This window comes from Nocardia mangyaensis, assembly GCF_001886715.1.
Classification (GTDB): domain Bacteria; phylum Actinomycetota; class Actinomycetes; order Mycobacteriales; family Mycobacteriaceae; genus Nocardia; species Nocardia mangyaensis.
Map to the genome: position 1 here is coordinate 1,008,384 of NZ_CP018082.1, position 24,706 is coordinate 1,033,089.

Below are 24,706 nucleotides of genomic sequence, written 5' to 3' on the forward strand. Positions count from 1 at the left end.
GTTGTCTGTTGGAACAGCTGGGGTCCGCTCACAAGCGTGTTCGCCTGGCCGTGCAATGAGGGCACCATCCTAGGAGGACACGAAGATCCATGTCCAAGATCAAGGTTGAAGGTACCGTCGTAGAACTCGACGGCGACGAGATGACCCGGATCATCTGGCAGTTCATCAAGGACAAGCTGATCCATCCGTATCTCGACGTGAACCTCGAGTACTACGACCTCGGCATCGAGTATCGCGACAAGACAGACGACCAGGTCACAGTTGACGCCGCGAACGCCATCAAGAAGCACGGCGTCGGCGTCAAATGCGCCACCATCACCCCCGACGAAGACCGGGTGAAGGAGTTCGGCCTCAAGAAGATGTGGCGCTCGCCCAACGGCACCATCCGAAACATTCTGGGTGGCACCATCTTCCGCGCGCCGATCATCATCTCCAACGTGCCCCGCCTGGTGCCCGGCTGGACCAAGCCGATCATCATCGGCCGTCACGCCTTCGGCGACCAGTACCGCGCCACCGATTTCAAGGTTTACGAGGCGGGTACCGTCACGCTGACCTTCACGCCCGAGGACGGCAGCGAGCCGATCGTGCACGAGGTCGTGAAGATGCCCGCCGACGGCGGCGTCGTCATGGGTATGTACAACTTCAAGAAGTCGATCGTGGACTTCGCGCGGGCCTCGTTCAACTACGGCCTGCAGCAGAACTACCCGGTGTATCTCTCCACGAAGAACACCATCCTCAAGGCCTACGACGGCATGTTCAAGGACACCTTCCAGGAAGTCTTCGACGCCGAGTTCAAGGCCGAGTTCGACGCGGCGGGCCTGACCTACGAGCACCGTCTGATCGACGACATGGTCGCCTCCTCCATGAAGTGGGAGGGCGGCTACGTCTGGGCCTGTAAGAACTACGACGGCGACGTGCAGTCCGACACCGTGGCCCAGGGCTTCGGCTCGCTCGGCCTGATGACCTCGGTGCTGCTCACCCCGGACGGTCGCACCTGCGAGGCCGAGGCCGCGCACGGCACCGTCACCCGGCACTTCCGTCAGCACCAGCAGGGCAAGCCGACCTCGACCAACCCGATCGCGTCGATCTTCGCCTGGACCCGCGGCCTCGAACACCGCGGCAAGCTGGACAACACCCCCGAGGTGATCGGCTTCGCGCAGGCGCTCGAAGACGTCGTCATCAAGACCGTCGAGGGTGGGCAGATGACCAAGGATCTGGCGCTGCTCGTCGGCGGAGATCAGGGATACCTGAGCACCGAGGAATTCCTCGGCGCCCTGGACGCCAACCTGGCCCGCACGCTGTCCGCCTCTCCGCGTATTTAGGCCGGATTCAGGTGCGGGGGGACCTGGGCGGGCGGCAAGCTTCGGCCGCGTAGTGGGGTTGGCCCGCACCCGGTGAGTTACCCATGTTCTTGCGAGATCGGTGGGTAACTCACCGGGCTTTTCCACTGCCGGGTGGGGTAGCTCACGGTCTTCCCGGGTAGCAATCGGGTAACCGGGGTCGTTGCATGGAGGCGTGACTTCTTCCCTCGCCGTCGTCGAGACGCCACGGACCAGTTGGCATGTCCCGGCGATGCTGGCGCTGGCACTCGGTGGGTTCGGAATCGGTACCACCGAATTCGTGACCATGGGTTTGCTGCCCGATATCGCCAGGGCCTTCGACATCTCCGAGCCCTCGGCCGGGCACGCGGTGTCGGCCTACGCGCTCGGGGTGGTGGTCGGCGCGCCGTTGATCGCCGCGCTGTGCGCGCGGGTGTCGCGAAAGAAGCTGCTGATCGCGTTGATGGCGGCGTTCACCATCGGCAATGCCGCGACCGTGCTCGCGCCGACCTTCCCGACGCTTGTCGCGGCGCGGTTCGTGTCCGGTCTGCCGCACGGCGCGTACTTCGGTGTCGCCTCGCTGGCCGCCGCGACGCTCGCGCCTGTGGGGCAGCGGGCCAAGGCGGTGGCGGCGGTGATGCTCGGGTTGAGTGTGGCGAACGTGCTCGGGGTGCCGGGGGCGACCTGGTTGGGTCAGCATCTCGGGTGGCGCAACGCCTATGTGGTCGTCGCGGTGATCGGGGTGGCGACCGTGGCCGCGCTGTGGCGCTACGTGCCCGATCTGACGGGCATGAAGATCAGCGACCCGATGACCGAGCTGGGGGCGCTGCGCCGCCCGCAGGTGCTGCTCACCCTGGCTGTCGGCGCGATCGGCTTCGGCGGCATGTTCGCCGTCTACACCTACATCGCCACCACCATGACCGACGTGGCCGGCATGGCCATCGGCGCGGTCCCGATCGTGCTCGCGCTGTTCGGCCTCGGCATGATCGTGGGCAACATCGGCGGCGGCATCCTCGCCGACCGCGGCGTCGACCGGTCGATCTTCGTCGCCATGATCGCCATGGTGGTGATCCTGGCCGGCTTCGTCCTCGCCGCCCACCACCCGATCACCGCCGGGATCGGCGCCTTTCTGGTCGGCGCGTCCGGCGCCGCCCTCGCCCCCGGCCTGCAAACCCGCCTGATGGACGTCGCCGCCGACGCCCAAACTCTCGCCGCCGCCCTCAACCACGCCGCCCTCAACCTCGCCAACGCCGTGGGGGCGTGGCTCGGCGGCCTGGTCATCGCGGCGGGGCTGGGCTACACCGCACCGGCCATGATCGGCGCCATGCTCGCCGTGGCAGGCGTCCTGCTGTTCACCGTGACCGTCTGGCTCCAGCACCGCGAGTCACGCAACACGCCATAGCTGATTCGAAAGTCTCTTCGATGAAGCCGTACCTTGCGGCGCATGCCGAGCTACCTCCACGAAGCTTTGCTCGAACTCGACACTTTCGGGTCGGCAATCCAGCCGCAGGTGCTCGGCCCCGACCGCTTTCCCCTGGTTACCGACCCCGGCGAGGCCAGGCGCTGCCCCGAACGCGCTGTACTCTCGGCCATGGCGCACGGCGCAGGACCGCACATGGACGAAGTCTTGGCGGCGTTCCTGTCCGGCCTGATGAAAACCGACGACGAACATGTAAAAATGTACTCGACGAATGGCTGAAGCAGGCCGTCACCGCAACGTCCGCGAACGAGCTCTTCGGCTGATCTCGGCGGCGCGGGCGGCCGTGGTGGAACTGTCGAGTGGTCAGTCCGGTTTCGGTGGGCTGCCGGCCGCCGGACGGACCCAGCCGACGCTGAGCTGTACTGCGCGTTGCCACTGCTCGTACTCCGCGTCGCGCACAGTGCGGGCGGGGCAGGGGCGCCATTGGGCGGCCACCCGCCAATTGCGCCGCAGTCCTTGAAGATCCGGCCAGTAGCCGACCGCGAGGCCCGCGGCGTAGGCGGCGCCGAGGGAGACCGTTTCGGTGACCAAGGGACGGGTGACGGGGATGTCGAGGACGTCGGCGATGATCTGCATGAGCAGGTTGTTGGTCGCCATGCCGCCTGCTACGCGCAGGGAGGTCGCTCGCAGGCCCGCGTCGGCGTTCATCGCCTCGACCACGTCGCGGGTCTGCCAGGCGGTCGCCTCGAGGACCGCGCGGGCCAGGTGGCCCTTGGTGACGTAGGAGGTCAGGCCGATGAGCAGGCCACGGGCATCGCTGCGCCAGTGCGGGGCGTAGAGCCCGGAGAAGGCGGGGACCAGGTAGCAGCCGCCGTTGTCGTCGACAGTGTTTGCGAGAGTTTCGATTTCGGGCGCTGTCGCGATCAGGCCGACGATGTCGCGCAGCCACTGCACCAGCGAACCGGTGACGGCGATCGGGCCTTCCAGCGCGTACACCGGTTCCGGGCCGACCTGATACCCGATGGTGGTGAGCAGGCCGTGTTCGGAGCGGACCAGCTCGGTGCCGGTGTTCATCATCAGGAATCCGCCGGTGCCGTAGGTGCATTCGGTCTCGCCCGGCGCGAAACAGGTCTGGCCGAACAGCGCGGCGTGTTGATCGCCGAGCGCGGCGCCGATGCGCACGCCGGGCGCCACCGTGCGCGCCGTGCCGAAATCGCCGGTCGAGGATTCGATGCGGGGGAGCACCGCGCGGGGAATGTCGAAGAACCGCAACAGTTCCTCGTCCCACCGGCGGGTCGTCAGGTTCATCAGCAGGGTACGCCCGGCATTGGTCACATCGGTGACGTGCTCGCCGCCGGTGAGGTTCCAGATCAGCCAGGACTCCATCGTTCCGAACAGCACCTCGCCCCGTTCGGCACGCTCGCGCAGCCCGTCGACGGAGTCGAGCAGCCAGCGCAGTCGGGGCGCGGCGAAGTAGGTCGCCAGCGGCAGCCCGGTCAGCTCTCTGATGCGTTGTGCGCCAGGCAGTTCCCGCAGCCGCTCGACCAGCTCCTCGGTGCGCACGTCCTGCCAGACGATCGCCAACCGCACCGGCACCCCGGTCTTCCGGTCCCAGACCACCGTCGTCTCACGCTGATTCGCGATCCCGATCGCCGCCACCTGCTCGACGGCGACCCCCGCGTCCCGCAGTGCCGCGGGCACGATCCGCTCCACCGTCCGCCAGATCTCGACCGCGTCCTGCTCCACCCATCCGGACCTGGGGTAGTGCTGACGATGCGTCCGCTGCGCCATCCCCACCAGGCGGGCGTGCCGGTCGAACACCATGCACCGGCTCGACGTGGTCCCCTGATCGATCGCGAGTACGTATCGCTGCGTCATTGGCCCCTGCTCCTGTCGTCCGTCCTCGGCTCAGCCGTTGCGCCGGGCGATGTCACGCCGATGGTCCCGAGCGCGGCTGCTGTGCCGCGCTCGCCAGAAGTCGACGACACGGTGGTGGTCGCTGGTGCTGTGGACTTCATCGTGGCTCTCGCAGATCGCGGTGGATGGCTTGGGCGGCGGCTCGGACCTGGGCGATGGTAACCGGGCGGAGTTGTAATCGACTGTCGCACAGGCGCTCTGTGGGCCCCGAGATGCCGATGGCGGCGACCACCAGACCGCCCCGGGTTCGGATGGGCGCGGCGATCCCTGACTCGCCGGGCCGGGACTCATCGATCTCGCCTGCCCAGCCGGTGTGGCGCACCTCGGCGATGGCACGGTCGAGTTCTCCCCGATCCGTGAGGGTGCGACGGGTGAAGGCCGTCAGGGGTCCGGGTTCGGTGGCGCTGTCGTAGGCCAGCAGGACCTTGCCCAGCGCGGTCGCATGGGCGGGCAGTACTTCGCCGAGCGCCAGCGCTTGCGCACTGTTGTCGGGCCGGAAGACGTGATGGATGACCGTCACCGTCGAGTTTCGCGCCACCGCGATCCGCACCGATTCCCCACTGCGCGCCGCGAGGGCATCGGCCCGGTGGATCGCCCGGGCACGCAACTCGTTGACGTCGAGCCGGTCTGTTCCCAGTTCACCGAGCGCGGGACCGAGCAGATACCGGCCCGAGGCCGCGTCCTGGGCGACGAACCCGACGCCGACCAGCGTGCGCACAATCCCGTGCGCGGTGGGTTTGGCCAGGTCGAGGGTGGCCGCGATCTCACCGACGGCCAGCGGTCCGGGGGCGCGCGCGAGCAGGCGCAGCACGGCTGCGGCTCGTTCGATCGACTGGATCGCGCCAGGCACACCCCGAACCTATCAGCCGATCGTTCGGCATTGTCGAACGGTGGCGGTGGCGGCGCGCGCGGGCCGTTCCTAGCGTGGCGTTCGGGGCCCGGCCGCCACCGCGCCCGAGCGACGGACTCGACGGTGAGTCCAGGGAAGGACACGATGAGCCGGTACGTGGGTGCGATCGATCAGGGCACCACCTCGACACGCTTCATGGTCTTCGACCACGCGGGCACCGTCATCGCCCGGCACCAGCTCGAACACGAGCAGATCATGCCGAGGGCGGGCTGGGTCGAACACAATCCGGACGAGATCTGGGAACGCACCCGCACCGTCGTCAAGACCACGCTCGCGGTGGCCGAGCTGAGCGCCGCCGACCTGGCCGCCGTCGGCGTCACCAACCAGCGCGAGACCACCGTGGTGTGGAATCGCCGCACCGGCCGCCCCTACGGCAATGCCATCGTCTGGCAGGACACCCGCACCGACCGCGTCATCGCCGACCTCGAAGCCGCCGGTCACAGCGAATTCGTGCGCGCCAGAACCGGATTGCCGCCCGCGCCGTATTTCTCCGGCGGCAAGTTGCGGTGGATCCTCGACAACGTCACGGGCGTGCGAGCCGACGCCGAGCGCGGCGACGCCCTGTTCGGCACCATGGACAGCTGGCTGATCTGGAACCTCACCGGCGGTGTCCGCGGCGGCGTGCACGTCACCGATCCGACCAATGCCTCGCGCACCATGCTGATGGATCTCGAGACGCTGAACTGGGACGACGAACTGCTCGCCCTGTTCGGCATCCCGCGCGTCATGCTGCCGACCATCGTGTCGTCGTCGAACCCGGCGGGCTTCGGCACCACCAATCCCGACGGCCCGTTCAAGGGTGCGGTCCGCATCGCGGGTGTACTCGGTGACCAGCAGGCCGCGGGCGTCGGCCAGGTGTGTTTCCAGCCGGGCGAGGCCAAGAACACCTACGGCACCGGCAATTTCCTCATGCTCAACACCGGCACCGAGATCGTGCGCTCGACGCACGGCCTGCTCACCACCGTCGCCTACCAGTTCGGTGACGACAAACCCGCCTACGCCCTGGAAGGCTCGATCGCGGTGACCGGCTCGGCCGTGCAGTGGCTGCGCGATCAGCTCGGCATCATCGCGGGCGCGGCCCAGATCGAAGACCTCGCCGGACAGGTCGAGGACTCGGGCGGGGTGTATTTCGTGCCCGCCTTCTCCGGCCTGTTCGCACCGTACTGGCGACCTGATGCGCGCGGTGCCGTCGTCGGCCTCTCGCGCTACAGCAACAACGCCCACTTGGCCAGGGCGACACTGGAATCCATCGCCTATCAGACCCGGGATGTGGTCGAGGCCATGCAGCGCGATGCCGGGGTGCGTCTGGCGACGCTGCGGGTGGACGGCGGCGTCACCGTCAACCAGCTCGCCATGCAGATCCAGGCCGACCTGCTCGGTGTGCCGGTCTCGCGACCGGTCGTCCCGGAGACCACCGCGCTCGGCGCCGCCTACGCCGCCGGACTGGCCGTCGGATTCTGGCGCGGCACCGACGAATTGGTGGCCAACTGGGCCGAGGACGTTCGCTGGTATCCCACCTGGACCGATTCCCAGCGCGAGAACGGCTATCGCCGCTGGCTCAAAGCCGTCTCGCGCACCCTCGACTGGGCCGAAATCTGAGCACCGCCAAAACTTTTCGAAGGAGAATGTCGTGACCGTCCACCTGGACTCCACCTACCGCGCCGAGGCGATCGCGGCGCTCGGCGACCACGAGATCGACGTGCTGGTGATCGGTGGCGGGGTGACCGGCGCCGGTGCCGCGCTCGACGCCGCCGCGCGCGGACTGTCGGTCACCCTGGTCGAAGCGCGCGATTTCGCGGCGGGCACCTCGAGCCGTTCGTCCAAGCTCATCCACGGCGGTCTGCGCTACCTCGAGCAGCTGGACTTCGCGCTGGTGCGTGAGGCGCTCAAAGAGCGTGGGCTGCTGCTCGATACGCTGGCCCCGCACCTGGTTCGACCGGTGCCGTTCCTGTTCCCGCTGCGGCACCGGGTCTGGGAACGGGCCTACATCGGCGCCGGCATCGCCCTCTACGACACCCTCGGTGGCGCCCGCGCGGTGCCCATGCACAAGCACCTGTCCCGCACCGGCGCACTGGAATTGGCGCCCGCCCTGCGCGAGGACGCGATGACCGGCGCGATCCGCTACTACGACGCCCAGGTCGACGATGCCCGCCACACCATGATGATCGCCAGGACCGCCGCCGAGCACGGCGCCACCGTGCTCACCCGTACCTCGGTGATCGGCCTGGAACGCGAGGGCGATCGGGTTGTCGGGGCTCGCGTGCTCGACCGGGAAACCGGGGTGGCCCAGACGATCCGGGCGCGCAGTGTGATCAGCGCGACCGGGGTGTGGACCGACGACATGATCAAGCTGACCGGCGTCGACTTCCCGTTCCACGTGCGCATGTCCAAGGGCGTGCACATCCTGGTCCCGCGCGACCGGCTCGACCTGCGCACCGGCCTCATCACGCGCACCGAGAAGTCGGTGCTGTTCGTGATCCCGTGGGCCGAGCACTGGATCATCGGCACCACCGACACCGAATGGTCACTGGACAAGAACCACCCGACGGCCACCGCCGCCGACGTCCAGTACATCCTCGACCACGTCAACGCCCTGCTGCGCAAGCCGCTGACCAGGGCTGACATCGTCGGTACCTATGCCGGGCTGCGTCCGCTGATGACCGGCGCGTCCAAGGAGACGGCCAAGCTCTCCCGTGAGCACGCCGTCGCCGAGCCCGCGCCCGGCCTGTTCGTGATCGCGGGCGGCAAGTACACGACTTACCGGGTGATGGCGGCCGACGTCGTCGATGCCGTCGCCGAACGTCTCGGCGGCGCCATCGGACCCTCGACCACCGCCGAGCTGCCCCTCGTCGGCGCCGCCGGTTATCACGAGTTGCGGGCCGACCTCGCCCCGCTCGCCGCCGAGGCCCGGCTCCCGGTCGACGTGGTCGAGCACCTGCTCGGCCGCTATGGGTCCCTGGTCACCGACCTGTTCGCGTCGATCGACGCCGATCCCGCGCTGCGTCAACCGATTCCGGGCGCACCCGACTATCTCGCCGCCGAGATCGTCTACGCCGTCACCCACGAGGGCGCCCTGCACCTCGACGACATCCTCACCCGCCGCACCCGCATCTCCATCGAGGTCCCCGACCGCGGCCTCACCGCCGCCCCCGAAATCGCCCGCCTGGTCGCCCCGCTGCTCGGCTGGGACCCCGAGACCACCGAATCCGAGATCAACCGTTACTTCGACCGCGTCCACGCCGAACTCGCCGCCAACCAGGCAGGCGACGACACCACGGCCAACACCGCCCGTCTGGTCGCGGTGCGCTGAGCGGGCGTGGCGGCGCCCTGCGGGGAGCGTCGTCGCGATCCAGTACCGCGGTGGCGCCGCGGTGGCTAGCGTGGGTGCATGGAATCGCTGATCGGGCCGCTGCGGCCGACGTCGGGTGTGTTGTCGTGAGTCGGGGGACCGTGGTGATCACCGGGGCCAGTTCCGGGCTCGGTGCGGAGATGGCGCGGCAGTTCGCGGCGCTGGGCTACGACCTGGGGTTGTGTGCGCGGCGCACGGATCGCCTCGACGAGTTGCGCACGGAGATCCTCGGCGCGCATCCCGAGCGAACCATCTCGGTGAAGCAGCTCGATGTCGTCGAGGACGCGGCGGTGTTCACCGTCTTCGACGAGTTCGCGCGCGAATTCGGCACGATCGACCGGGTCGTGGTGAACGCCGGCCTCGGCAAGGGCGCCCCGCTGGGCACCGGCCGCCACGACGCCAACCGTCAGACCGCGACGGTCAACTTCCTCGCCGCGCTCACCCAGACCGAGGCGGCCATGACCATCTTCCGCGCCCAGGGCCACGGCCACCTGGTGATGATCTCCTCGATCTCGGCCCTGCGCGGCATGCCGAAAACCCTCACCACCTACGCCGCCACCAAAGCGGGCGTCGCGGCACTGGCCGAGGGTTTGCGCGCGGAAGCCATCCCCGGAGTGGATGTCTCGGTGATCTACCCCGGCTACATCCGCTCGGAAATGAACGACCGCATCAAACACGAGCCCAAACTCATGGTCGACACCGAAACCGGCGTCCGCGCCATGGTCGCCGCCATCGAGAAGCGCCGCCCCAAGGCCTACGTCCCCACCTGGCCCTGGCTCCCGCTCGGCTACGCCCTCCGCGTCCTCCCCACCCCCCTTGCCCGCAAACTGCTCTGACCGCGCCGCCGCGGTTCCGGCAGCCTGCTGCTGAAGGTAGTGAGTCGAACCGGCCACCTTGCCGGGCACTAACTGGCACGATGTCAATACGACGAGGCCGGCGGGACGCACGGTGCGCGCGATGGTCGCGCCGGGCGGCCGGGAGAGCAGGAGAACGACGATGTTCGAATGGTCAGAGACCGACTTGATGATCCGCGATGCTGTGCGGGCGTTCATCGACAAGGAGGTCAGGCCGAATCTGGATGCGCTCGACAGTGGGGAGATGCTGCCGTATCCGATTCTGCGGAAGCTGTTCGCGCAATTCGGGATCGACGCGATGGGGGAGGACGCGGTCGCGAAGATGCTGGCCAAGGAGGCGGCCGGGCCGGGGGAGGACGGGGAGAAGAAGCCGGGGAGTCCGTTCGGGGATCAGCAGTCGATGATGGCGGTGCTGATCAGCGAATTGTCCGGTGTCTGTATGGGTTTGGTGTCGGCGCTGGGCGTGAGTATCGGGCTCGGGGCGACCACGATCATGTCGCGGGGCACCCTGGCCCAGAAGCAGCGCTGGCTCGCCGACATCGTCACCCTGCGCAAGGTGGCCTCGTGGGCGATCACCGAACCGGACTCGGGCTCGGACGCGTTCGGCGGCATGAAGACCCGGGTGGAACGCGACGGCGAGGACTACATCCTCAACGGGCAGAAAACCTTCATCACCAACGGCCCGAACGCCGACGTGATGATCGTCTACGCCAAGCTCGACGAGGGTGACGGCGCCGACAAGCGCGACCGCAAGGTGCTCACCTTCGTGCTGGACAAGGGCATGGAGGGCCTCACCCAGGGCAAGCCGTTCAAGAAGATGGGCCTGCACTCCTCGCCCACCGGCGAGCTGTTCTTCGACAATGTCCGCCTCGGCAAGGATCGACTGCTCGGCGAGACCGAGGACCATCGCGGCGGTGACGGACGCGACAGCGCCAGAGCGAGTTTCACCGCCGAGCGGATCGGCGTCGGGTTCATGGCGCTGGGCGTGATCGACGAATGTCACCGGCTCTGCGTCGATTACGCGCGCAACCGCACGCTGTGGGGTCAGGAGATCGGACGCTTCCAGCTGGTCCAGCTCAAGCTGGCCAAGATGGAGATCGCGCGAATCAATGTGCAGAACATGGTGTTCAACGTGCTCGAACGCGGGCGCGCGGGCAAGCCGCCGAGCCTGGCCGAAGCCTCGGCGATGAAGCTGTACTGCTCGGAGGCGGCCACCGAGGTGGCGATGGAGGCGGTGCAGTTGTTCGGCGGCAACGGGTACATGAGCGAGTACCGGGTCGAGCAGCTGGCCCGCGACGCCAAGTCGCTGATGATCTACGCGGGCAGCAACGAGATCCAGGTGACCCACATCGCCAAGGGTCTGCTGGACAAGTAGTGACGAGGGCCCGGCCGTCGTGCCGGGCCCTCAGACCGCGCGCAGGTGCCCGCGGCTGGCGTAGATGTGTTCGGCGATGAGTGTGGCGATGCGGTCGGGTGCCTCCAGCATCGGCACGTGCCCGACGCCGTGGATCAGGATCCGGTCCGCCGATTCGGGGAGTTCGCGCAGGTAGCGGGTGGCGTAGACGCGGTTGGGGATGATTCGGTCGTACTCGGCGAGCAGCATCCGCACCGGCGTGGTCAGCTCGCCGAGATCGTCCATACCGGGGGCGCGCAGGCTGCCGAGAATCAACGGGAGCATCGCCTCGCAGTGCAGGACAGCCGTGATGACGGTCGCCAGGTCGCGGCGTGCGACGGCCCCGGTGTTCTTGGCCAGCAGGAACGCGGCCACCTGCTGGACCAGCAGATTGTTGACCGCCAAGCCGCCGAGCCGCTTGCCGATCTCGACGAACGGGATCATCGACGCGAACTTCACCCCGACCCTGATCTGGCTCAGCGACGGTGAGGCCCACCCGCCCGCCGCGGCGACCGTGGTGAGGGTGCGAGCCCGACCGCGTCGGGCCAATTCCAGCCCGACCCACCCGCCGAGTGAGTTCCCGGCGATGTGACAGGTGCGCCAGCCCAGCTCGTCGAGCTGATCCTCGATCTGATCGGCCAGGGCGTACACATCCAGAGACCAGCCCTCGACCTTGGGCCCGCCCCAGTGCCCGGCGAAAGCGGGGGCGTACACCTCGCAGTGTGCCGCCATCCGGTGCGCGACCTGCTCCCAACAGTGTGGCGACAACATGAACCCGTGCAACAGCAGTACCGGGTCACCGGACCCGGTGTGCAGCGCCGCGACGGGCGCGGGCGGGGCAGCGGACTTGGCGGTGCGTGACGTCATCGTCATTCACCCCTTCCTGGACGGCGGTGTCCGGGGGAGCATTCCTGCCTGCATTGTACGGTCGTACGGTGCCGATCATCCTCTCAACCGTCAACGTCAACGGCGTGCGCGCCGCGGCGACCAAGGGCATGGTGTCGTGGCTGGCCGCGACCGAAGCCGACATCGTCTGCCTACAGGAGACCAGGGCGACCGACGCGCAGACCGCGGCGGCACTGGCTCCGGCACTCGACGCCGGATGGGTGCTCTCCCACGCCGAGCCGGAATCGAAGGGCCGCGCCGGGGTCGCCATCCTGTCGCGGCGCGCGCCCGACGCGGTGCGCATCGGGTTCGGCAGCGCGGAATTCGCCGCGTCGGGGCGCTACCTCGAGGCCGACTTCGATGACGTCACCGTGGCCAGCGTGTACGTGCACTCCGGTGAGGCGAACACACCCAAACAGGACGAGAAGTACCGGTTCATGGCCGAACTCGGCGCCTACCTGAAGTCGCGCACCGGGCAGTTCGTGGTGAGCGGCGACTGGAACATCGCGCCCGCCGAAGCGGACCTCAAGAACTGGAAGGGCAACCAGAAGTCGGCGGGATTCCTGCCCGAGGAGCGAGCCTGGATCGCCGATCTGCTCGCCGCGGGCTACGTGGACGTGGTGCGCGCCCTGCACCCCGACGTCGCGGGCCCCTACAGCTGGTGGTCCTACCGTGGCCGCGCCTTCGACAACGACTCCGGATGGCGCATCGATTATCAGCTCGCGCTCGGTGAGCTGACCGGGCGCGCCAAGCAGGCGGTGGTCGAGCGGGCCGAGGCCTACGATCAGCGCTGGTCCGACCACGCTCCGGTCACGGTGCAGTACCGATGAATCTCTCGCGCAAGACGCTCGGTCTGCTCGGCGGGCTCGTTCTGATCGTGCTCGCGCTCGGGCTCAGCCTCGTCGGCGGGCGCGGCGACAGCGACACCACCACGGCCGCGACCACCACGCGGGTGGTTGTCGAGACCACCACCGACAGCGCGCCGAAACCCGGTCCGCCTGCCGCGAGTGTGTCGGCGGCGCCGGTCACGAAGGTCAGTGGCGTGCCCGACCGGGCCTACACCACGCTCGTCGAGATCGATGCGGGCCGGTGGCCGGATTCGGCCGACGCGCCGGGCACCAAGGGCGGCGACCGGTTCATGAATCGCGAATCGAATCTGCCCGCGAAGGATTCGGCGGGCAATCCGGTGACCTACCAGGAATGGGACGTCAATCCCAAGCAGCGCAATCGTTCTCGCGATGCCGAACGGATCGTCACCGGCAGTGATGGCAGCGCCTGGTACACCGGCGACCACTACGACACCTTCACGAGGATGCGCTGATGACGACGCGAATGACGCTGTCGCAGTTCCTTGCTCGTCCCACCGCCGAGGCGCCGGTCGCCGGTCGGCCGCCGGTGCTCGGCGCGCTGCCGGTCGACGCCGCGCAGTTCAGCGGCGTCCGCTACGACGCGCCCGCCGACTACCAAGTGCGTGAACTGCGCGGACCCAAGATGCGCACCGTCGCGGAGCTGTTCGACGAGTTCGCCGCCGCCTTCCAGTTCCCGTACTACTTCGGCGCCAACAAGGACGCCTTCGACGAGGCCCTGCGCGATCTCGACGACGTCGTCGGCGACGCCCCGGGCTATGTCGCGGTGGTGCGCGCCGCGGCCGAGCTGCTGGCCGAACAGCCCACCGAACGTGCCTGGTTCGAGGCCGCCGTGCGCGACGCCGCCGCCTACTGGGGTCGGCGCGAGGTCGCCTTCCGGGTAGTCCTGCAGGGCGACCCGGACGACTTCGCCGCGATCGCCCTGTCCGCCTGATTCGGCCCGTTGGACAGCGTGCCCGCCAGACGTTCCCGGGCAGGACCGCGAAACAGGCCCTAGGGTCGGTTCCGGGCCCGTCGAGACGCGGCGGGCCGGGACGGGAGTTCGGCCGGCGTGATGCGTTTCGCGAAGATCATCGGACTGGTGGGGGTGCTCGGTCTGCTGGCCGCGCCTGCCCCCGCGCAAGCAGCACCCGAGACCAGCCCTTACGCGCCGACCATGCTGGTGCTCGACGCCTCCGGCTCGATGCTGGCTCCCGACCCCGGCGGTGGCACCAAGATGGACGCGGCGAAGTCGGCGGTGCGCGCTTTCGTCGACACCGCCCCGGAGCAGGCCCAGGTTGGCCTGTCGGTGTACGGCACCGGCACCGGCTCCACCGACGCGGAACAGGCCGCGGGCTGTCGTGACGTGTCGGTGCTGCGTGCGCCGGAGACCATCGACCGCCCCGCGCTGACCACCGCCGTCGACGGGATCGTCCCGCGCGGCTACACCCCGATCGGCACCGCGTTGCGCACCGCCGCGGCCGAACTCCCCACCGAGGGCCCACGCTCGATCGTGCTGGTCTCCGACGGCCTCGACACCTGCGCGCCGCCCGATCCGTGCGAGGTCGCCCGCGAACTCGGTGGCAACGGCGCCGAGATCGTGGTGCACGCCATCGGTTTCGGCGTCGACGATCCCTCGCGCGTCCAGCTGACCTGCATCGCCGAGACCACCGGTGGCACCTACACCGACGCCGCCGACGGCACGGCGCTCGAACAGGTGCTGCCCCGGGTGAGCAAGGCGGCCCTGCGCGACTACGCCTCGGAAGGCGATCGCGTCGAGGGCACCGCGAGCTACCAGGACGCTCCCGTGCTGGCGGCCGGGCAGTACCTCGACACCATCGGGCAACAGCAGCGGCGCCACTACGCGGTCGATATTCCCGAGGGGGCGACGGCGTACTTCGCCGGAACCGTCTCCTTCCCGCGCGGCGAGAACAACCCCCGGTCCAACAACGTCCTCCAACAGCGAGTCTTCGGTGCCGAGGGCAGGGACTGCAACGCCTTCGAATTCGAGCAGGCCACCCGATCCACCGATGGTGTCGCGCTCACGGTCGCCAAGGAGTGGAAGGGCGCGACCGAGGCGAGCGACACCGACGGGTGCAAGGGCGGCGGCCGGTACTACTTCACGCTGGAGTGGTCCAGCGTCGCCGACGGCGCGCCCGAATCGTTGCCGCTGGAACTCAATGTCGCCATCGAACCGGGCGTCACCGACCCAGGTCCGGCCGCGGACCCCGCACCGGTCGCCTTCGTCGAGCCGAGCGGACCGAGCACCCCGGTGACCGGCGGCGGCTCGCTCAATGTGGCGACCGAACTCGGCGGCTCCGGCAGCTACACCGACACCCTGCAGCGCGGCGAATTCGTCTTCTACAAGGTGAAGGTGGACTGGGGGCAGGGCCTGGCCTACCGGGTGCGCTACCTCGAGACGCCGGGTCGCGGCATCGAGCACGTCTCCTCGATCGACACCACCCTCTACACCCCCTACCGCAAGGAACTCGACCGCGAGTTCGGCGTCTACACGGGAACGGCAACGGCCCTGCCGACGAACGAGCCCGCCTTGGTCACTCCGGAGGTGCGCTATCGCAACCGCGAATCCTCCGCCCCCGATGTCGCCGCGGTCGCCATGGCCGGGTGGTACTACATCGCCGTGAAGTTGGCTCCCGCCAGGGACGACGCCGTCGCGGGCCCCGTGCCCGTCGAACTCGACCTCGCCGTGACCGGTACCCCCGAGCCGGGCCCCACCTTCCGCGCGACCGCCCCCGAGCCCGCCGACGAGGGCCGAACCGACGCGACGACGTCTGCCGAGCCAGCGGGCGACAGCACGGTGCTCGTCACCGCCCTCGCGATCGCCGCCTTCGTCTTCGCCGTCGGCGGTACGGCCGCGATCGTGGTGCTGCGCAAGCGAGGCCATCGGCGCCACCGCTGACCACCCGGATGACGCGGTGCCAACGGAATTGGTGTCTCCCGTCCGGTGTGGGCGGGCGATAGCGTCATCGTCGGTGCGGCCGATGGCGGTCGCCGGTGAGGAGATGATGATGAGGCGAGTACTGGCGAGCGCGGGCGTTTTCTCCGCGATCATGCTGGCGACGACCGGGATGGCGGCGGCGAACGCGGACCGGGCGCCGCTGACCATTGCCCAGCAGGCGAATCCGGTGCGGATGGCCGAGGCGCCGTCGGGGACCACTGGTTTCGGGGCCACGGTCGACAACACGGCGCGCCCGATCGTGGACACCGGCTCCGGCGCTCAGCTGGGCTGGGAAATCCTCCGGCTGATCGGCTGGTTGGCCAACGGGTCCTCGGAGCCGTGCACCGGGTTGTGCGGTCCGTTCTGAGGCCGATCAGCGGTATCGGGCGGCGAGGTCGTCGCCCAGCAGGACGAACACATCGGTGGTCTGGTCGATCAGTTCCGCGCGCGTCAGCGGGAGGTCGCCTGCCAGCCAGGCGGTGAGGGTCTGGACCAGACCACCGATCAGATAGTTCGCGCGGAAGTCGACCACGGTGTCCGGGGCGACGATGCCGCCGTAGAAGTCGGTGCCCTCGGCCGCGACCAGGCGGGCGAAGGCGCTGACCGTGCGGGCCGTGCGGGCCCGCAGTTCGGGGGTGGCGACGCTGGCCACGAGCGCGGCGCGGGCCTTGCGCGGATCGTCGGTGAGTACCGCGATCCCGGCGCTGATCGCGGCATGGGCCTGGGCGCGGCTCTCGGCGGGGGACGAGGCCAGCGCGATGGCGATGGCGGTCGCCAGCTCCTCGGCGATGCGGTCGAGCAGCGCCTCGAGCACGGCATCGCGGCTGGGGAAATTCTCGTAGTAGTAGCGCTCGTTGAGCCCGGCGCGCGAGCACAGCCCGGCGACGGTCAGCTTGGCCTGCCCATCTTCGGCGACGATGTCGAGTGCGGCGTCGAGCAGCGCGGTACGCCGCTGGGCCTGTCGTTGCTGGGCCGAGACTCCGCCATATGTCCGCTGTGCTGCCACGGCTCCCATTCTGCGCCCTCCGCTCGCCGAATTTCTGGTATGGGCTCTTGCCAGATTATCAAATCTGGTGGATTCTATTGCCAGATGTACTCGACGAGGAGGCGCGACATGGCGGTACAACACGGCGAACCCGGCTACTTCGCCGACCAGTCGATGATTCGACGGGTGATGAGCAAGCGCGCGGTCGGTGTCACCTATGGCCTGCGAGCACTGGTCGTCGGTGCGGTGCACCCGCTGCTCTACGTCGGCACGGCCGAACACACCAGCCATCGCGACACGCCCTACACCCGCCTCGCCACCACCGGCGCCCTGTTCGAAGCGGTGTTCCTCGGCAGCAAAGCCGAGGCCGACCGGGCGCTCGCCTTCACCCGTCGCAAGCACAGCCAGGTCGTGGGAACGCTGCCCGAGGACGCGGGTCCGCATCATCCGGCGGGTACCGCCTACGCGGCCCACGATCCGCAGCTGATGTTCATGACCATGGCCTTCACCTTCGACTCGGCCGAGGTCATGCACGACACGCTGGTCCGCGAACTCACCCCTACCGAACGCGAGGACCTCTACCAGGACTACGTGCGCTGGGGCGAACTGTTCGGTATGCCGCGTGAGGCCGCGCCCGCCGACTACCCGGCCTTCCGCCGGTACTTCGACGACTACCTGAGTTCGGGCGAACTGTTTCTCACCGACGAGGCCCGGCTGGTCGGCTCCTATCTGGCCGGGCAGCGCCGGGCCTACCGCTTGGCGCCGCCCGCCGAACAGGTCGGCACGGCACTGTATCTGCTGGTGCAGGGCAGTCTGCCGCCACGGATCCGGCAGCTGTACGGGATGGCGTGGGGGATCACCGACGAGCTCGCCTACCGCACGCTGAGCACCGGCATCCGCACCGCGCACCGCGCACCGCCGCTGGCGCCCCGAGTGCTCGCGGGCACGTTGGCCGGGCCGAGCACCCCGTCCTACCAGCTGCTCGCGCGCCGTGAGCAGCACATGGTCAGGACGGGAAAGCCGAGTATGCCCGGTGTCGATCCGCGCAACTGGGTGCAGCGAAATCTCGCGGTGTGACCGGTGGGCCCGGAGGCGGTAGCGCGGCGTCACCACGCGGGGCCCTCGGGAGCACCGCCAGAAAAAGGCGGTTTGATGCGCATGGAAAGATCGGGGTATGTCCAGTCCTGCCCCGGCCGCGACGGCCGAACGTAAGCAGCGGGTGCTGTCGGGCATCCAGCCCACCAGCGACTCCTTCCACCTCGGCAACTATCTGGGTGCGCTGCAGTACTGGGTGAGGATGCAGGACGAGTACGACGCGCTGTATTTCATTCCCGACATGCACGCGATCACCGTCAGCCAGGACCCCAAGGCGCTGCGCGCGCGCACCAAGGCCGCCGCCGCCCAGCTGCTCGCGCTCGGCATCGACCCGGCCAAGTCCACGCTGTTCGTGCAGAGCCAGGTGCCCGAGCACGCCGAACTGGCCTGGGTCCTGAGCTGCATCACCGGTTTCGGTGAGGCCGGCCGGATGACCCAGTTCAAGGACAAGTCCGTCAAGCAGGGCGCCGAGAACGCGACCGTCGGCCTGTTCACCTACCCGGTGCTGATGGCCGCCGACATCCTGCTCTACCGCCCACACCAGGTACCGGTCGGCGAGGACCAGCGCCAGCATCTCGAGCTGACCCGAAACCTGGCCCAGCGCTTCAACACCCGGTTCAAGAAGACCTTCGTGGTGCCCGAGCCGCACATTGTCAAGGGCACCGCCAAGATCTACGACCTGCAGGACCCGACCGCGAAGATGAGCAAGTCCGCCTCGAGCGACGCGGGCCTGATCAACCTGCTCGACGACCCGAAGATCACCGCGAAGAAGGTGCGCTCGGCGGTCACCGACACCGAGCGCGAGATCCGCTACGACCCCGAGCACAAGGCAGGCGTCAGCAACCTGCTGGTGATCCTGAGTTCGCTCACCGCGACCCCCATCGTCACGTTGGAGGAGAATTTCGCGGGCAAGGGTTACGGTGATCTCAAGGCCGAGGTGGCCGACGCGCTGGTCGAATTCGTGACCCCCGTGCAGAAGCAGGTCCAGGAATACCTCTCGGATCCCGCCGAGCTGGACCGGATTCTGGCCGCAGGGTCCGAGCGAGCACGCGAGATCGCCGGCAACACACTGGCTCAGGTGTACGACCGGGTGGGCTTCCTGGCTCGCTGACCCGGTGCGCGCCTGGGGCTTTCAGCTGAAGGGGCGCGTGTCATGCAGATCGTCGACAACATCTCCGCTGCTGTCGAGCGGCAGATCGGGCGCAGGCCCTGGCTGGATCATCTGGTCAGGGCAGGCGGCCGGTTCCAGCGCCAGCGCGGCGACTTCTTCGCCGCCGGTGCCACCTATTTCACTGTGCTGTCGCTGTTTCCGCTGCTGATGGTGGCCTTCTCGGTGGCCGGATTCGTGCTGGCCGGACAACCGCAGCTGCTCACCGAGCTGCAGGAGAAGGTCCAGGAGAACATTCCCAGTTCCTTCGGCGAGCAGATCAACACCCTGATCGACCAGGCCGTCGACTCGCGCGGCACGGTCGGCCTGATCGGTCTGCTGGTCGGCCTGTGGACCGGCCTCGGCTGGATGGCGAACCTGCGGGCCGCGCTCACCGAGCAGTGGGAGAGTCCGAGTTCCGAGAAGCCGTGGTGGCGCAGCAAGCTCTCGGATCTGGGGGCGTTGCTCGGGCTCGGCGCGGCCTTCGTCGTCTCGCTCGGACTGTCGGCGGTGGCGACCAGCGGAATCAGCAAGCGCCTGCTCGAGGCGATCGGCGTCGACGACCTGCCCGGCGCGTCGCTGGTGCTCTCGCTGGTCTCGATCGTGCTCGGGCTGCTCGCCTCGTGGGCGGTGTTCGCCTGGATGATCGCGCGATTGCCGCGCGAGCCGGTCTCGCTGCGCAGCGCGGTGCGTGCGGCGGCGCTGGCGGCGATCGCGTTCGAGATCTTCAAGTTCGTCGCCGCGATCTACCTGCAGACGGTGCTGTCGAGCCCGGCCGGGGCCGCCTTCGGCTCGATCATCGGTCTGCTGGTATTCACCTACATCACCTACCGGATCCTGCTGTTCGCCACCGCGTGGGCGGCGACCTCCTCCGACAACGAACGTGTCGACATCGCGCCGCCGAACCCGGTGATCATCCAGCCGCGGGTGGTCGAGCACGGCATGTCGACCGGGGCGGGCGCCGCCTACTTCGGCGCCGGCGCGGTCGCGGCGCTGGCGCTGCTGCTGGTCGGCAAGCGCCGCTGACTCACCGGCCGCGCCGCGCGATCCGCCTGCCGAGCAGCAACAACACCACCACGAGCACCGGTGCGCCGATCAGCGTGGCCACCCGCGCGCCGTGGTGCGGCTGCTGCTCGGTCGCGGCCTGTGTGCCATCGGCGCGTGGCGGCGGCGAGGCCAGCGGCACGCTGGGTTGTACTGCCGCACCGCCGGTTTCGGGCAGCTTGCCGATCCGGGCGTCGGGGTCGAGGGCAAAGCCGTAGTCCAGCAGCCGGGCGGCCTGCTCCCACGGCCGGATCGGGCGCACATCGGCCTTGAGCAGGGTGACGACCAGGCGATGTCCGTCGCGCTCGGCGGCGGCGACGAAGGTCTGGCGGGCGTCGTCGGTGAAGCCGGTCTTGCCGCCGATCGCGCCCTCGTAGTTGTAGAGCAGCTGGTTGTCGTTGGCGATCGGATAGCCGGGGCGATCGGTGTCGCCGGGGATCTTCGGATCGGCCGGGTGGCCGGGGAAGTCGACCTGTTCGGTGTGGAGCAGCTCGGCGAACAGTGGGATGGTCATCGCCTCGCGGAACAGTACCGACAGGTCGTAGGCGGAGGTGCTCATGCCGGGGCCGTCGAGGCCGGAGGGGGTGGCGGCGCGAGTATCCATGGCGCGCAATGTCTTCGCCACCTCGTTCATCTTCGCCACGGCCGCCTTGTCGCCACCGAGCTGGGTGGCGACGGCGTGCGCGGCGTCGTTGCCCGAGGCCATGATCAGCGCTTCCAGGAGCTGGCGGTTGGTGTAGCGCCCGCCGGGGCCGATCCCGACCCTGGTGCCTTCGACGTCGGCGTCGGCCTGGGTGCCGATGACCACCTCGTCGAGGTCCAGGCTGCGCAGCGCGACGATGGCGAGGGCGACTTTGATGGTGCTGGCGGGCCGGTAGCGCCCGTGTGGGTCCTTGGCGGCGAGGACGCGGCCGGTGTCGAGGTCGGCGACCAGCCACGCGGTGGCCGAGATGTCGGCGGGTAGCGGTGGCGCGCCGTCGGTCAGCACGACGCCGCATTCGCCGAGGCGCTGACCGCCGATGGGCGGTGACGGTACCGGCAGCGCGGTGGGGGTCGGCTCGCCCGGCAGTGGCACCTCCGAGGTGTCGATCGGGGCGGGCGGTTGCGTGCGCTGCGCGCAGTCCTCGGTGTTCGGTGTGGTGAACGGCGGCGTGGTCGTCGTGCTCGATCCGCTGTCGGTGTCCGGGGCGGGAACGGCGGTGGCGGGAGCGACGGTGAGGGCGGCGACGGTGAGAGTGGCACCGAGCAAGCAGGCGGCGCGCACGCCGAGATCGCGGATCTTCATCGCCCATGAGGTTAGCGAACGGCCGCCCTACCGGCCCTGGTGGTCGATCAGATGCGAATACCGCAGCGCGGCAATGGGTGCAGCATCGACGAACTCGCTGCTGCCGACCCGCTCCCGGTCTCGCCGGCGGAATCGCCACAGGCCGGATGAGGCAGCGACCGCCCGGTCGATGCCGACAAGGTCGGCCACGCGCTTGTCTCGCCGCGGGCGGGCCTGTCGTTCTGCGACGGCCCGCCCTGACCACTACTTCGCCGTGTGCTGCACCGGGCAGCCGTGCGCCAGCGGACCGAGCAGCTGATTGTTGTCGTAGAAGTGCTCGAGCTCGACGATGCGCAGATCCTCGCTGACCCGGGCGATGGTGACGCCGTACATCTCGATCTGCTCACCGGTGGGCTGGTGGCCCTTGTACTCGCCCTCGTACCTGCCCCAGTGCCGCCAGCGGAAGCTGACGGTCGGCGGACCCGAGAGCACCTCGAGCACCTCCCAGAAGAAGCCGCCGGGGAAGGCGGTGTGGAAGATGTGGTGCGAGGACTCGAAGGTCTCGTTCGCCGACTCGTAGTACGGATTGTCGCCGATCAGGATGTTGTAGCTGCCGATCCGGGCGAACTCCTCGGCGTCCTGCCACACCCCGCCGTTGACCCGGCCGCGGTACTGCTCGGCCACCACCGACAGCCAGGTGGCCGGGTCTCCCTTGTGCGAGACCTCCATTTCGAAGACCTTCACCAGATCCTCGACGATCGCCTCCAGCGACCCGGGCGCGTGCTCGACGCTGCGCTCGCGCGGAATCACCTCGTGGCTCAGTTCGTAGTCGGGAACGTTGCCCCGCCATTCCGACGGCGCCGCCGCCGCGATCACGGCCTCCCTGCCCCGCAACCACAGCGGGGCTTCCGGCTCCGGGTTCTCGGCTTGCGTATCCGTCACGTCCACAGTCATCTTCGGTCTACCCGACCCCTTCGTAAAGCTCGTAGAACCGGTCGAAAGTAACAGTTGGATACCGCTTCGCGCGTGCCGGATCTCACCAAGTGAGAAGCTTCCGAATGGTGAACTGTGCTCTGTGGCAACGATTTACGGACGCGTCACCGAATCCCTGGCAAACCGGTCCGGTGTCTCGTCATCCATGGTCGCGAAGAATTCGCCGAGCACGTCGACGAGCTGATCCACCGAATCCGCGCAGAACAACACGGGCTGGTAGCGGGTGATGTCGTAGGTGATCGTGCCCATCGCGGCAACATCGAGCGGGCGTAGCCGGGCGTGCCGGAATTCATCGATCTCGCCGTAGGAGGAGAGCAATCCGGCGCCATAGCAACGGATCTCGTCGTCCTCACGGACCACACCGAATTCGAGGGAGAACCAGAACACGTCGGCCAGGAATTTCAGCGCGGTATCGGTGGTCAATCGGGCCACCGCGGCGCCGACCGTCGCGTAGAGCGCGGCGAAGCGCGGGCTCGCGATCTGGTTCGCGTGGCCGATGATCTCGTGGATCGCGTCGGGCTCGGGGGTGTAGAGCGGGGCGGAGTGGTGGCGGATGTACTGGGTGGAGTGGAAGGTGCGCTCGGCGAAGGAACCGAAGAACTCGCGGAGCCCGACGAGTCCGGCGGCCGGCACGTAGGTGAACCCGGTGAGCGGGGCGAGCAGCGCCGACACCTCGTCGAGTTGCGGGATGTGATCGCGCGGCAGGGCGAGTTCGGCGGCCGCCTCGCGTACCTCGCGACAGGCGTAGGTCTGGTGCTTGCGGGCCAGTTCGGCCGAGGCGATCCGCCACACCCGCTCTTCGTCGTCGGTGTAGTCGATGTGCGGAGCGGGTGCGCCGGGTGTGTAGTCGAGTGCCAGCGCGGCGATGGCGTTGCGGCGGGCTCGATAGTTCTCGTCGTGCACGCCGGGATGATCATCGCTCAGGTGAACGGTGACATCGCCGTCACGCTCGCGCGTCACCGGCGAATACAACTGTGCCTCGGTGAACATGTCTCCAGGCAAGCACCGCTGGATCGTCGCGACAACAACGACGCGCACAACTGCGCAAACTGCACAGTTCGGGTGCGGGCAGGCCCATGATTCCGACGGTCACCAGCGATTTCCACCCGCGTGCCAGCCGTTCGCCCTCGCCCACCCGGCCGGCCGCTGTGCGGACTTGCGAACGCCTGGGTTCGGTAACGACGCGGTGAATCGGCGCCCGCGCGCAACGCCCATGACGCAAGATTGCGTCCGTACGAAGGAGGACGTGTGCGAACCCTGCGGATAGATCTCGATCAGCACCTGCTGGCCGCTGCTGCCGACATCATGGGCACCACCGACAGCAACGCGACGATCAACGAGGCGCTTCGCCGCATCGTGGTGCACGAACGCCAGCTACGCAACCTCGAACGGTTGATGGCGGATTCGGTCTTCAGTCGCGAGCGGCCTGCGCGCGAAGACAGTCCCGCTGACCCGGATTCGGTCGTCACCGCCGACGCGGTGGCCGAGCGGTAGCTCGGTAGCTCGGCCGGTCCCGGCGGCGCGGGGTACGCCGGGACCGCGGGCCGATGCCACACCGCCGGATCTGTCGGTGCCCGCTGCGATGATCGACGTTCACCGATCCGCAGGGGGAACGATGTCGGTCCCGATCGCCAATCTGCCACTCGCTCAGCGCCCACGCGAGCGGCTGCTCATGCTCGGTCCGCACGCGCTGGCCGATGCCGAACTGCTCGCACTGCTGCTCGGGCAGGGCACGCGCGGGCAGTCCGCGCTGGAACTGGCCGCCGCGCTGCTCGGCGAGTACGGCGGTCTCGCCGACCTGGCCGCCGCGCGCCCGGAGGAGCTGGCCCGCAGGGCGGGTATCGGACCGGCCAAGGCCGCCACGGTGATCGCTGCCTTCCACCTCGGCACCCGCTCGCGCACCACCGAATCGGTGCCGCGGCTCACCGCGCCCGCCGACATCGCCCGTGTCGCGGTGCCCCTGTTCGCCGGCGCCCGCGTGGAACGGCTGCTCGTGCTGATCTGCGACACCCAGAACCGCCTGCGCCACCGGGCCTTCGTCGCCGAGGGCGCGATCGACCACGTCGCGGTCCCCGTCCGCGAGATCCTCAACACCGTCCTGCGCCACGACGGCCGAGCCTTCGCCGTCGCCCACAACCACCCTTCCGGTGACCCCGAACCCAGCCCCGACGACCGCCGAGCCAGCACCCTGCTCCACCAAGCCGCCCACACCGTCGGCCTCCGCTACCTCGACCACCTCGTCATCGCAGGCGAAACCTGGTCCACCGCCCCACCACTCACCTAGGCCGGGGCAGAATACAGTCGGGTCCAGACGGGGGAAGGGAAAT

24 protein-coding genes are annotated in these 24,706 nt (G+C 68.8%); 17 read left to right on the forward strand and 7 right to left on the reverse strand.

Annotation, left to right across the window (positions count from 1 at the left end; all coding sequences use genetic code 11):
* Positions 1 to 89: 89 nt before the first annotated feature.
* From BOX37_RS04555 to BOX37_RS04565, 3 genes are all read left to right on the forward strand, one after another.
* Positions 90 to 1,322 (forward strand): NADP-dependent isocitrate dehydrogenase, encoded by a 1,233-nt coding sequence (locus BOX37_RS04555; RefSeq protein WP_071926532.1) that lies wholly within the window; start codon positions 90 to 92, stop codon positions 1,320 to 1,322.
* A gap of 250 nt (positions 1,323 to 1,572) precedes the next feature.
* Positions 1,573 to 2,721 carry an MFS transporter gene (locus tag BOX37_RS04560; RefSeq protein WP_071926533.1) on the forward strand — a complete coding sequence of 383 codons (1,149 nt, stop codon included), beginning with the start codon at positions 1,573 to 1,575 and terminating at the stop codon, positions 2,719 to 2,721.
* Positions 2,722 to 2,763: 42 nt separating this feature from the next.
* A complete protein-coding gene (locus BOX37_RS04565) occupies positions 2,764 to 3,018 on the forward strand; it encodes a hypothetical protein (RefSeq protein WP_071926534.1) in 255 nt (84 codons plus the stop codon).
* 84 nt (positions 3,019 to 3,102) lie between these two features.
* Here the strand turns inward: BOX37_RS04565 and glpK (BOX37_RS04570) are convergent, their stop codons facing one another.
* Both glpK (BOX37_RS04570) and BOX37_RS04575 read right to left on the reverse strand, forming a co-directional pair.
* Positions 3,103 to 4,617 (reverse strand): glycerol kinase GlpK, encoded by a 1,515-nt coding sequence (gene glpK, locus BOX37_RS04570; protein ID WP_071926535.1) that lies wholly within the window; start codon positions 4,615 to 4,617, stop codon positions 3,103 to 3,105.
* Between the two features lie 136 nt (positions 4,618 to 4,753).
* Positions 4,754 to 5,506 (reverse strand): IclR family transcriptional regulator, encoded by a 753-nt coding sequence (locus tag BOX37_RS04575; protein WP_071926536.1) that lies wholly within the window; start codon positions 5,504 to 5,506, stop codon positions 4,754 to 4,756.
* Between the two features lie 144 nt (positions 5,507 to 5,650).
* Here BOX37_RS04575 and glpK (BOX37_RS04580) point away from each other — a divergent pair, with 144 nt between their 5' ends.
* From glpK (BOX37_RS04580) to BOX37_RS04595, 4 genes are all read left to right on the forward strand, one after another.
* Entirely contained in the window at positions 5,651 to 7,165 is a 1,515-nt protein-coding gene (gene glpK, locus BOX37_RS04580; RefSeq protein ID WP_071926537.1) for a glycerol kinase GlpK, read from the forward strand.
* A gap of 31 nt (positions 7,166 to 7,196) precedes the next feature.
* The gene (glpD, locus tag BOX37_RS04585; RefSeq protein WP_071926538.1) at positions 7,197 to 8,876 is read left to right on the forward strand and encodes a glycerol-3-phosphate dehydrogenase; all 1,680 of its coding nucleotides are present in this window, start codon (positions 7,197 to 7,199) and stop codon (positions 8,874 to 8,876) included.
* 125 nt (positions 8,877 to 9,001) lie between these two features.
* Positions 9,002 to 9,751, forward strand: a complete 750-nt coding sequence (locus BOX37_RS04590; protein ID WP_071926539.1) for an SDR family oxidoreductase — start codon at positions 9,002 to 9,004, stop codon at positions 9,749 to 9,751.
* Positions 9,752 to 9,911: 160 nt separating this feature from the next.
* Positions 9,912 to 11,144 carry an acyl-CoA dehydrogenase family protein gene (locus BOX37_RS04595; protein WP_071926540.1) on the forward strand — a complete coding sequence of 411 codons (1,233 nt, stop codon included), beginning with the start codon at positions 9,912 to 9,914 and terminating at the stop codon, positions 11,142 to 11,144.
* A gap of 30 nt (positions 11,145 to 11,174) precedes the next feature.
* Here BOX37_RS04595 and BOX37_RS04600 read toward each other — a convergent pair whose 3' ends face one another.
* Positions 11,175 to 12,029: an alpha/beta fold hydrolase gene (locus BOX37_RS04600; RefSeq protein WP_071931187.1), complete on the reverse strand. Its 855-nt coding sequence runs from the start codon at positions 12,027 to 12,029 to the stop codon at positions 11,175 to 11,177.
* A gap of 68 nt (positions 12,030 to 12,097) precedes the next feature.
* Here BOX37_RS04600 and BOX37_RS04605 point away from each other — a divergent pair, with 68 nt between their 5' ends.
* The 5 genes from BOX37_RS04605 to BOX37_RS04625 all read left to right on the forward strand — a co-directional run bounded on the left by BOX37_RS04605 (position 12,098) and on the right by BOX37_RS04625 (position 16,218).
* On the forward strand, positions 12,098 to 12,877 hold the full coding sequence (locus BOX37_RS04605; protein WP_071926541.1) for an exodeoxyribonuclease III: 780 nt from the start codon (positions 12,098 to 12,100) through the stop codon (positions 12,875 to 12,877).
* Positions 12,874 to 13,368, forward strand: a complete 495-nt coding sequence (locus BOX37_RS04610; protein WP_071926542.1) for a guanyl-specific ribonuclease — start codon at positions 12,874 to 12,876, stop codon at positions 13,366 to 13,368. Before BOX37_RS04605 ends, BOX37_RS04610 begins: the two co-directional genes overlap by 4 nt.
* Positions 13,368 to 13,847: a barstar family protein gene (locus tag BOX37_RS04615; protein ID WP_071926543.1), complete on the forward strand. Its 480-nt coding sequence runs from the start codon at positions 13,368 to 13,370 to the stop codon at positions 13,845 to 13,847. Before BOX37_RS04610 ends, BOX37_RS04615 begins: the two co-directional genes overlap by 1 nt.
* A gap of 120 nt (positions 13,848 to 13,967) precedes the next feature.
* Positions 13,968 to 15,812 (forward strand): vWA domain-containing protein, encoded by a 1,845-nt coding sequence (locus BOX37_RS04620; RefSeq protein ID WP_084760641.1) that lies wholly within the window; start codon positions 13,968 to 13,970, stop codon positions 15,810 to 15,812.
* A gap of 82 nt (positions 15,813 to 15,894) precedes the next feature.
* Positions 15,895 to 16,218, forward strand: coding sequence for a hypothetical protein (locus BOX37_RS04625; RefSeq protein WP_071926544.1), 324 nt, complete (start codon positions 15,895 to 15,897; stop codon positions 16,216 to 16,218).
* 6 nt (positions 16,219 to 16,224) lie between these two features.
* On the opposite strand, the gene BOX37_RS04630 is transcribed toward BOX37_RS04625, so the two are convergent.
* Positions 16,225 to 16,866: a TetR/AcrR family transcriptional regulator gene (locus BOX37_RS04630; protein WP_071926545.1), complete on the reverse strand. Its 642-nt coding sequence runs from the start codon at positions 16,864 to 16,866 to the stop codon at positions 16,225 to 16,227.
* A gap of 99 nt (positions 16,867 to 16,965) precedes the next feature.
* Here BOX37_RS04630 and BOX37_RS04635 point away from each other — a divergent pair, with 99 nt between their 5' ends.
* The 3 genes from BOX37_RS04635 to yhjD all read left to right on the forward strand — a co-directional run bounded on the left by BOX37_RS04635 (position 16,966) and on the right by yhjD (position 20,104).
* Positions 16,966 to 17,913, forward strand: coding sequence for an oxygenase MpaB family protein (locus BOX37_RS04635; RefSeq protein ID WP_071926546.1), 948 nt, complete (start codon positions 16,966 to 16,968; stop codon positions 17,911 to 17,913).
* 97 nt (positions 17,914 to 18,010) lie between these two features.
* Positions 18,011 to 19,042, forward strand: coding sequence for a tryptophan--tRNA ligase (gene trpS / locus BOX37_RS04640; protein WP_071926547.1), 1,032 nt, complete (start codon positions 18,011 to 18,013; stop codon positions 19,040 to 19,042).
* A 42-nt stretch (positions 19,043 to 19,084) separates the two neighbouring features.
* On the forward strand, positions 19,085 to 20,104 hold the full coding sequence (gene yhjD / locus BOX37_RS04645) for an inner membrane protein YhjD (protein WP_071926548.1): 1,020 nt from the start codon (positions 19,085 to 19,087) through the stop codon (positions 20,102 to 20,104).
* Position 20,105: 1 nt separating this feature from the next.
* On the opposite strand, the gene BOX37_RS04650 is transcribed toward yhjD, so the two are convergent.
* The 3 genes from BOX37_RS04650 to BOX37_RS04660 form a co-directional block, all read right to left on the reverse strand.
* The gene (locus tag BOX37_RS04650) at positions 20,106 to 21,407 is read right to left on the reverse strand and encodes a D-alanyl-D-alanine carboxypeptidase family protein (RefSeq protein WP_071926549.1); all 1,302 of its coding nucleotides are present in this window, start codon (positions 21,405 to 21,407) and stop codon (positions 20,106 to 20,108) included.
* Between the two features lie 243 nt (positions 21,408 to 21,650).
* Positions 21,651 to 22,328: an ester cyclase gene (locus BOX37_RS04655; RefSeq protein ID WP_240505207.1), complete on the reverse strand. Its 678-nt coding sequence runs from the start codon at positions 22,326 to 22,328 to the stop codon at positions 21,651 to 21,653.
* A 144-nt stretch (positions 22,329 to 22,472) separates the two neighbouring features.
* A complete protein-coding gene (locus BOX37_RS04660; RefSeq protein WP_071926551.1) occupies positions 22,473 to 23,369 on the reverse strand; it encodes a phenylalanine 4-monooxygenase in 897 nt (298 codons plus the stop codon).
* 258 nt (positions 23,370 to 23,627) lie between these two features.
* Here BOX37_RS04660 and BOX37_RS04665 point away from each other — a divergent pair, with 258 nt between their 5' ends.
* Together BOX37_RS04665 and BOX37_RS04670 are read left to right on the forward strand one after the other, a co-directional pair.
* Positions 23,628 to 23,873 (forward strand): type II toxin-antitoxin system VapB family antitoxin, encoded by a 246-nt coding sequence (locus BOX37_RS04665; protein WP_240505208.1) that lies wholly within the window; start codon positions 23,628 to 23,630, stop codon positions 23,871 to 23,873.
* A 121-nt stretch (positions 23,874 to 23,994) separates the two neighbouring features.
* Positions 23,995 to 24,663, forward strand: coding sequence for a JAB domain-containing protein (locus tag BOX37_RS04670; protein ID WP_071926552.1), 669 nt, complete (start codon positions 23,995 to 23,997; stop codon positions 24,661 to 24,663).
* The last annotated feature ends 43 nt before the right edge of the window (positions 24,664 to 24,706 follow it).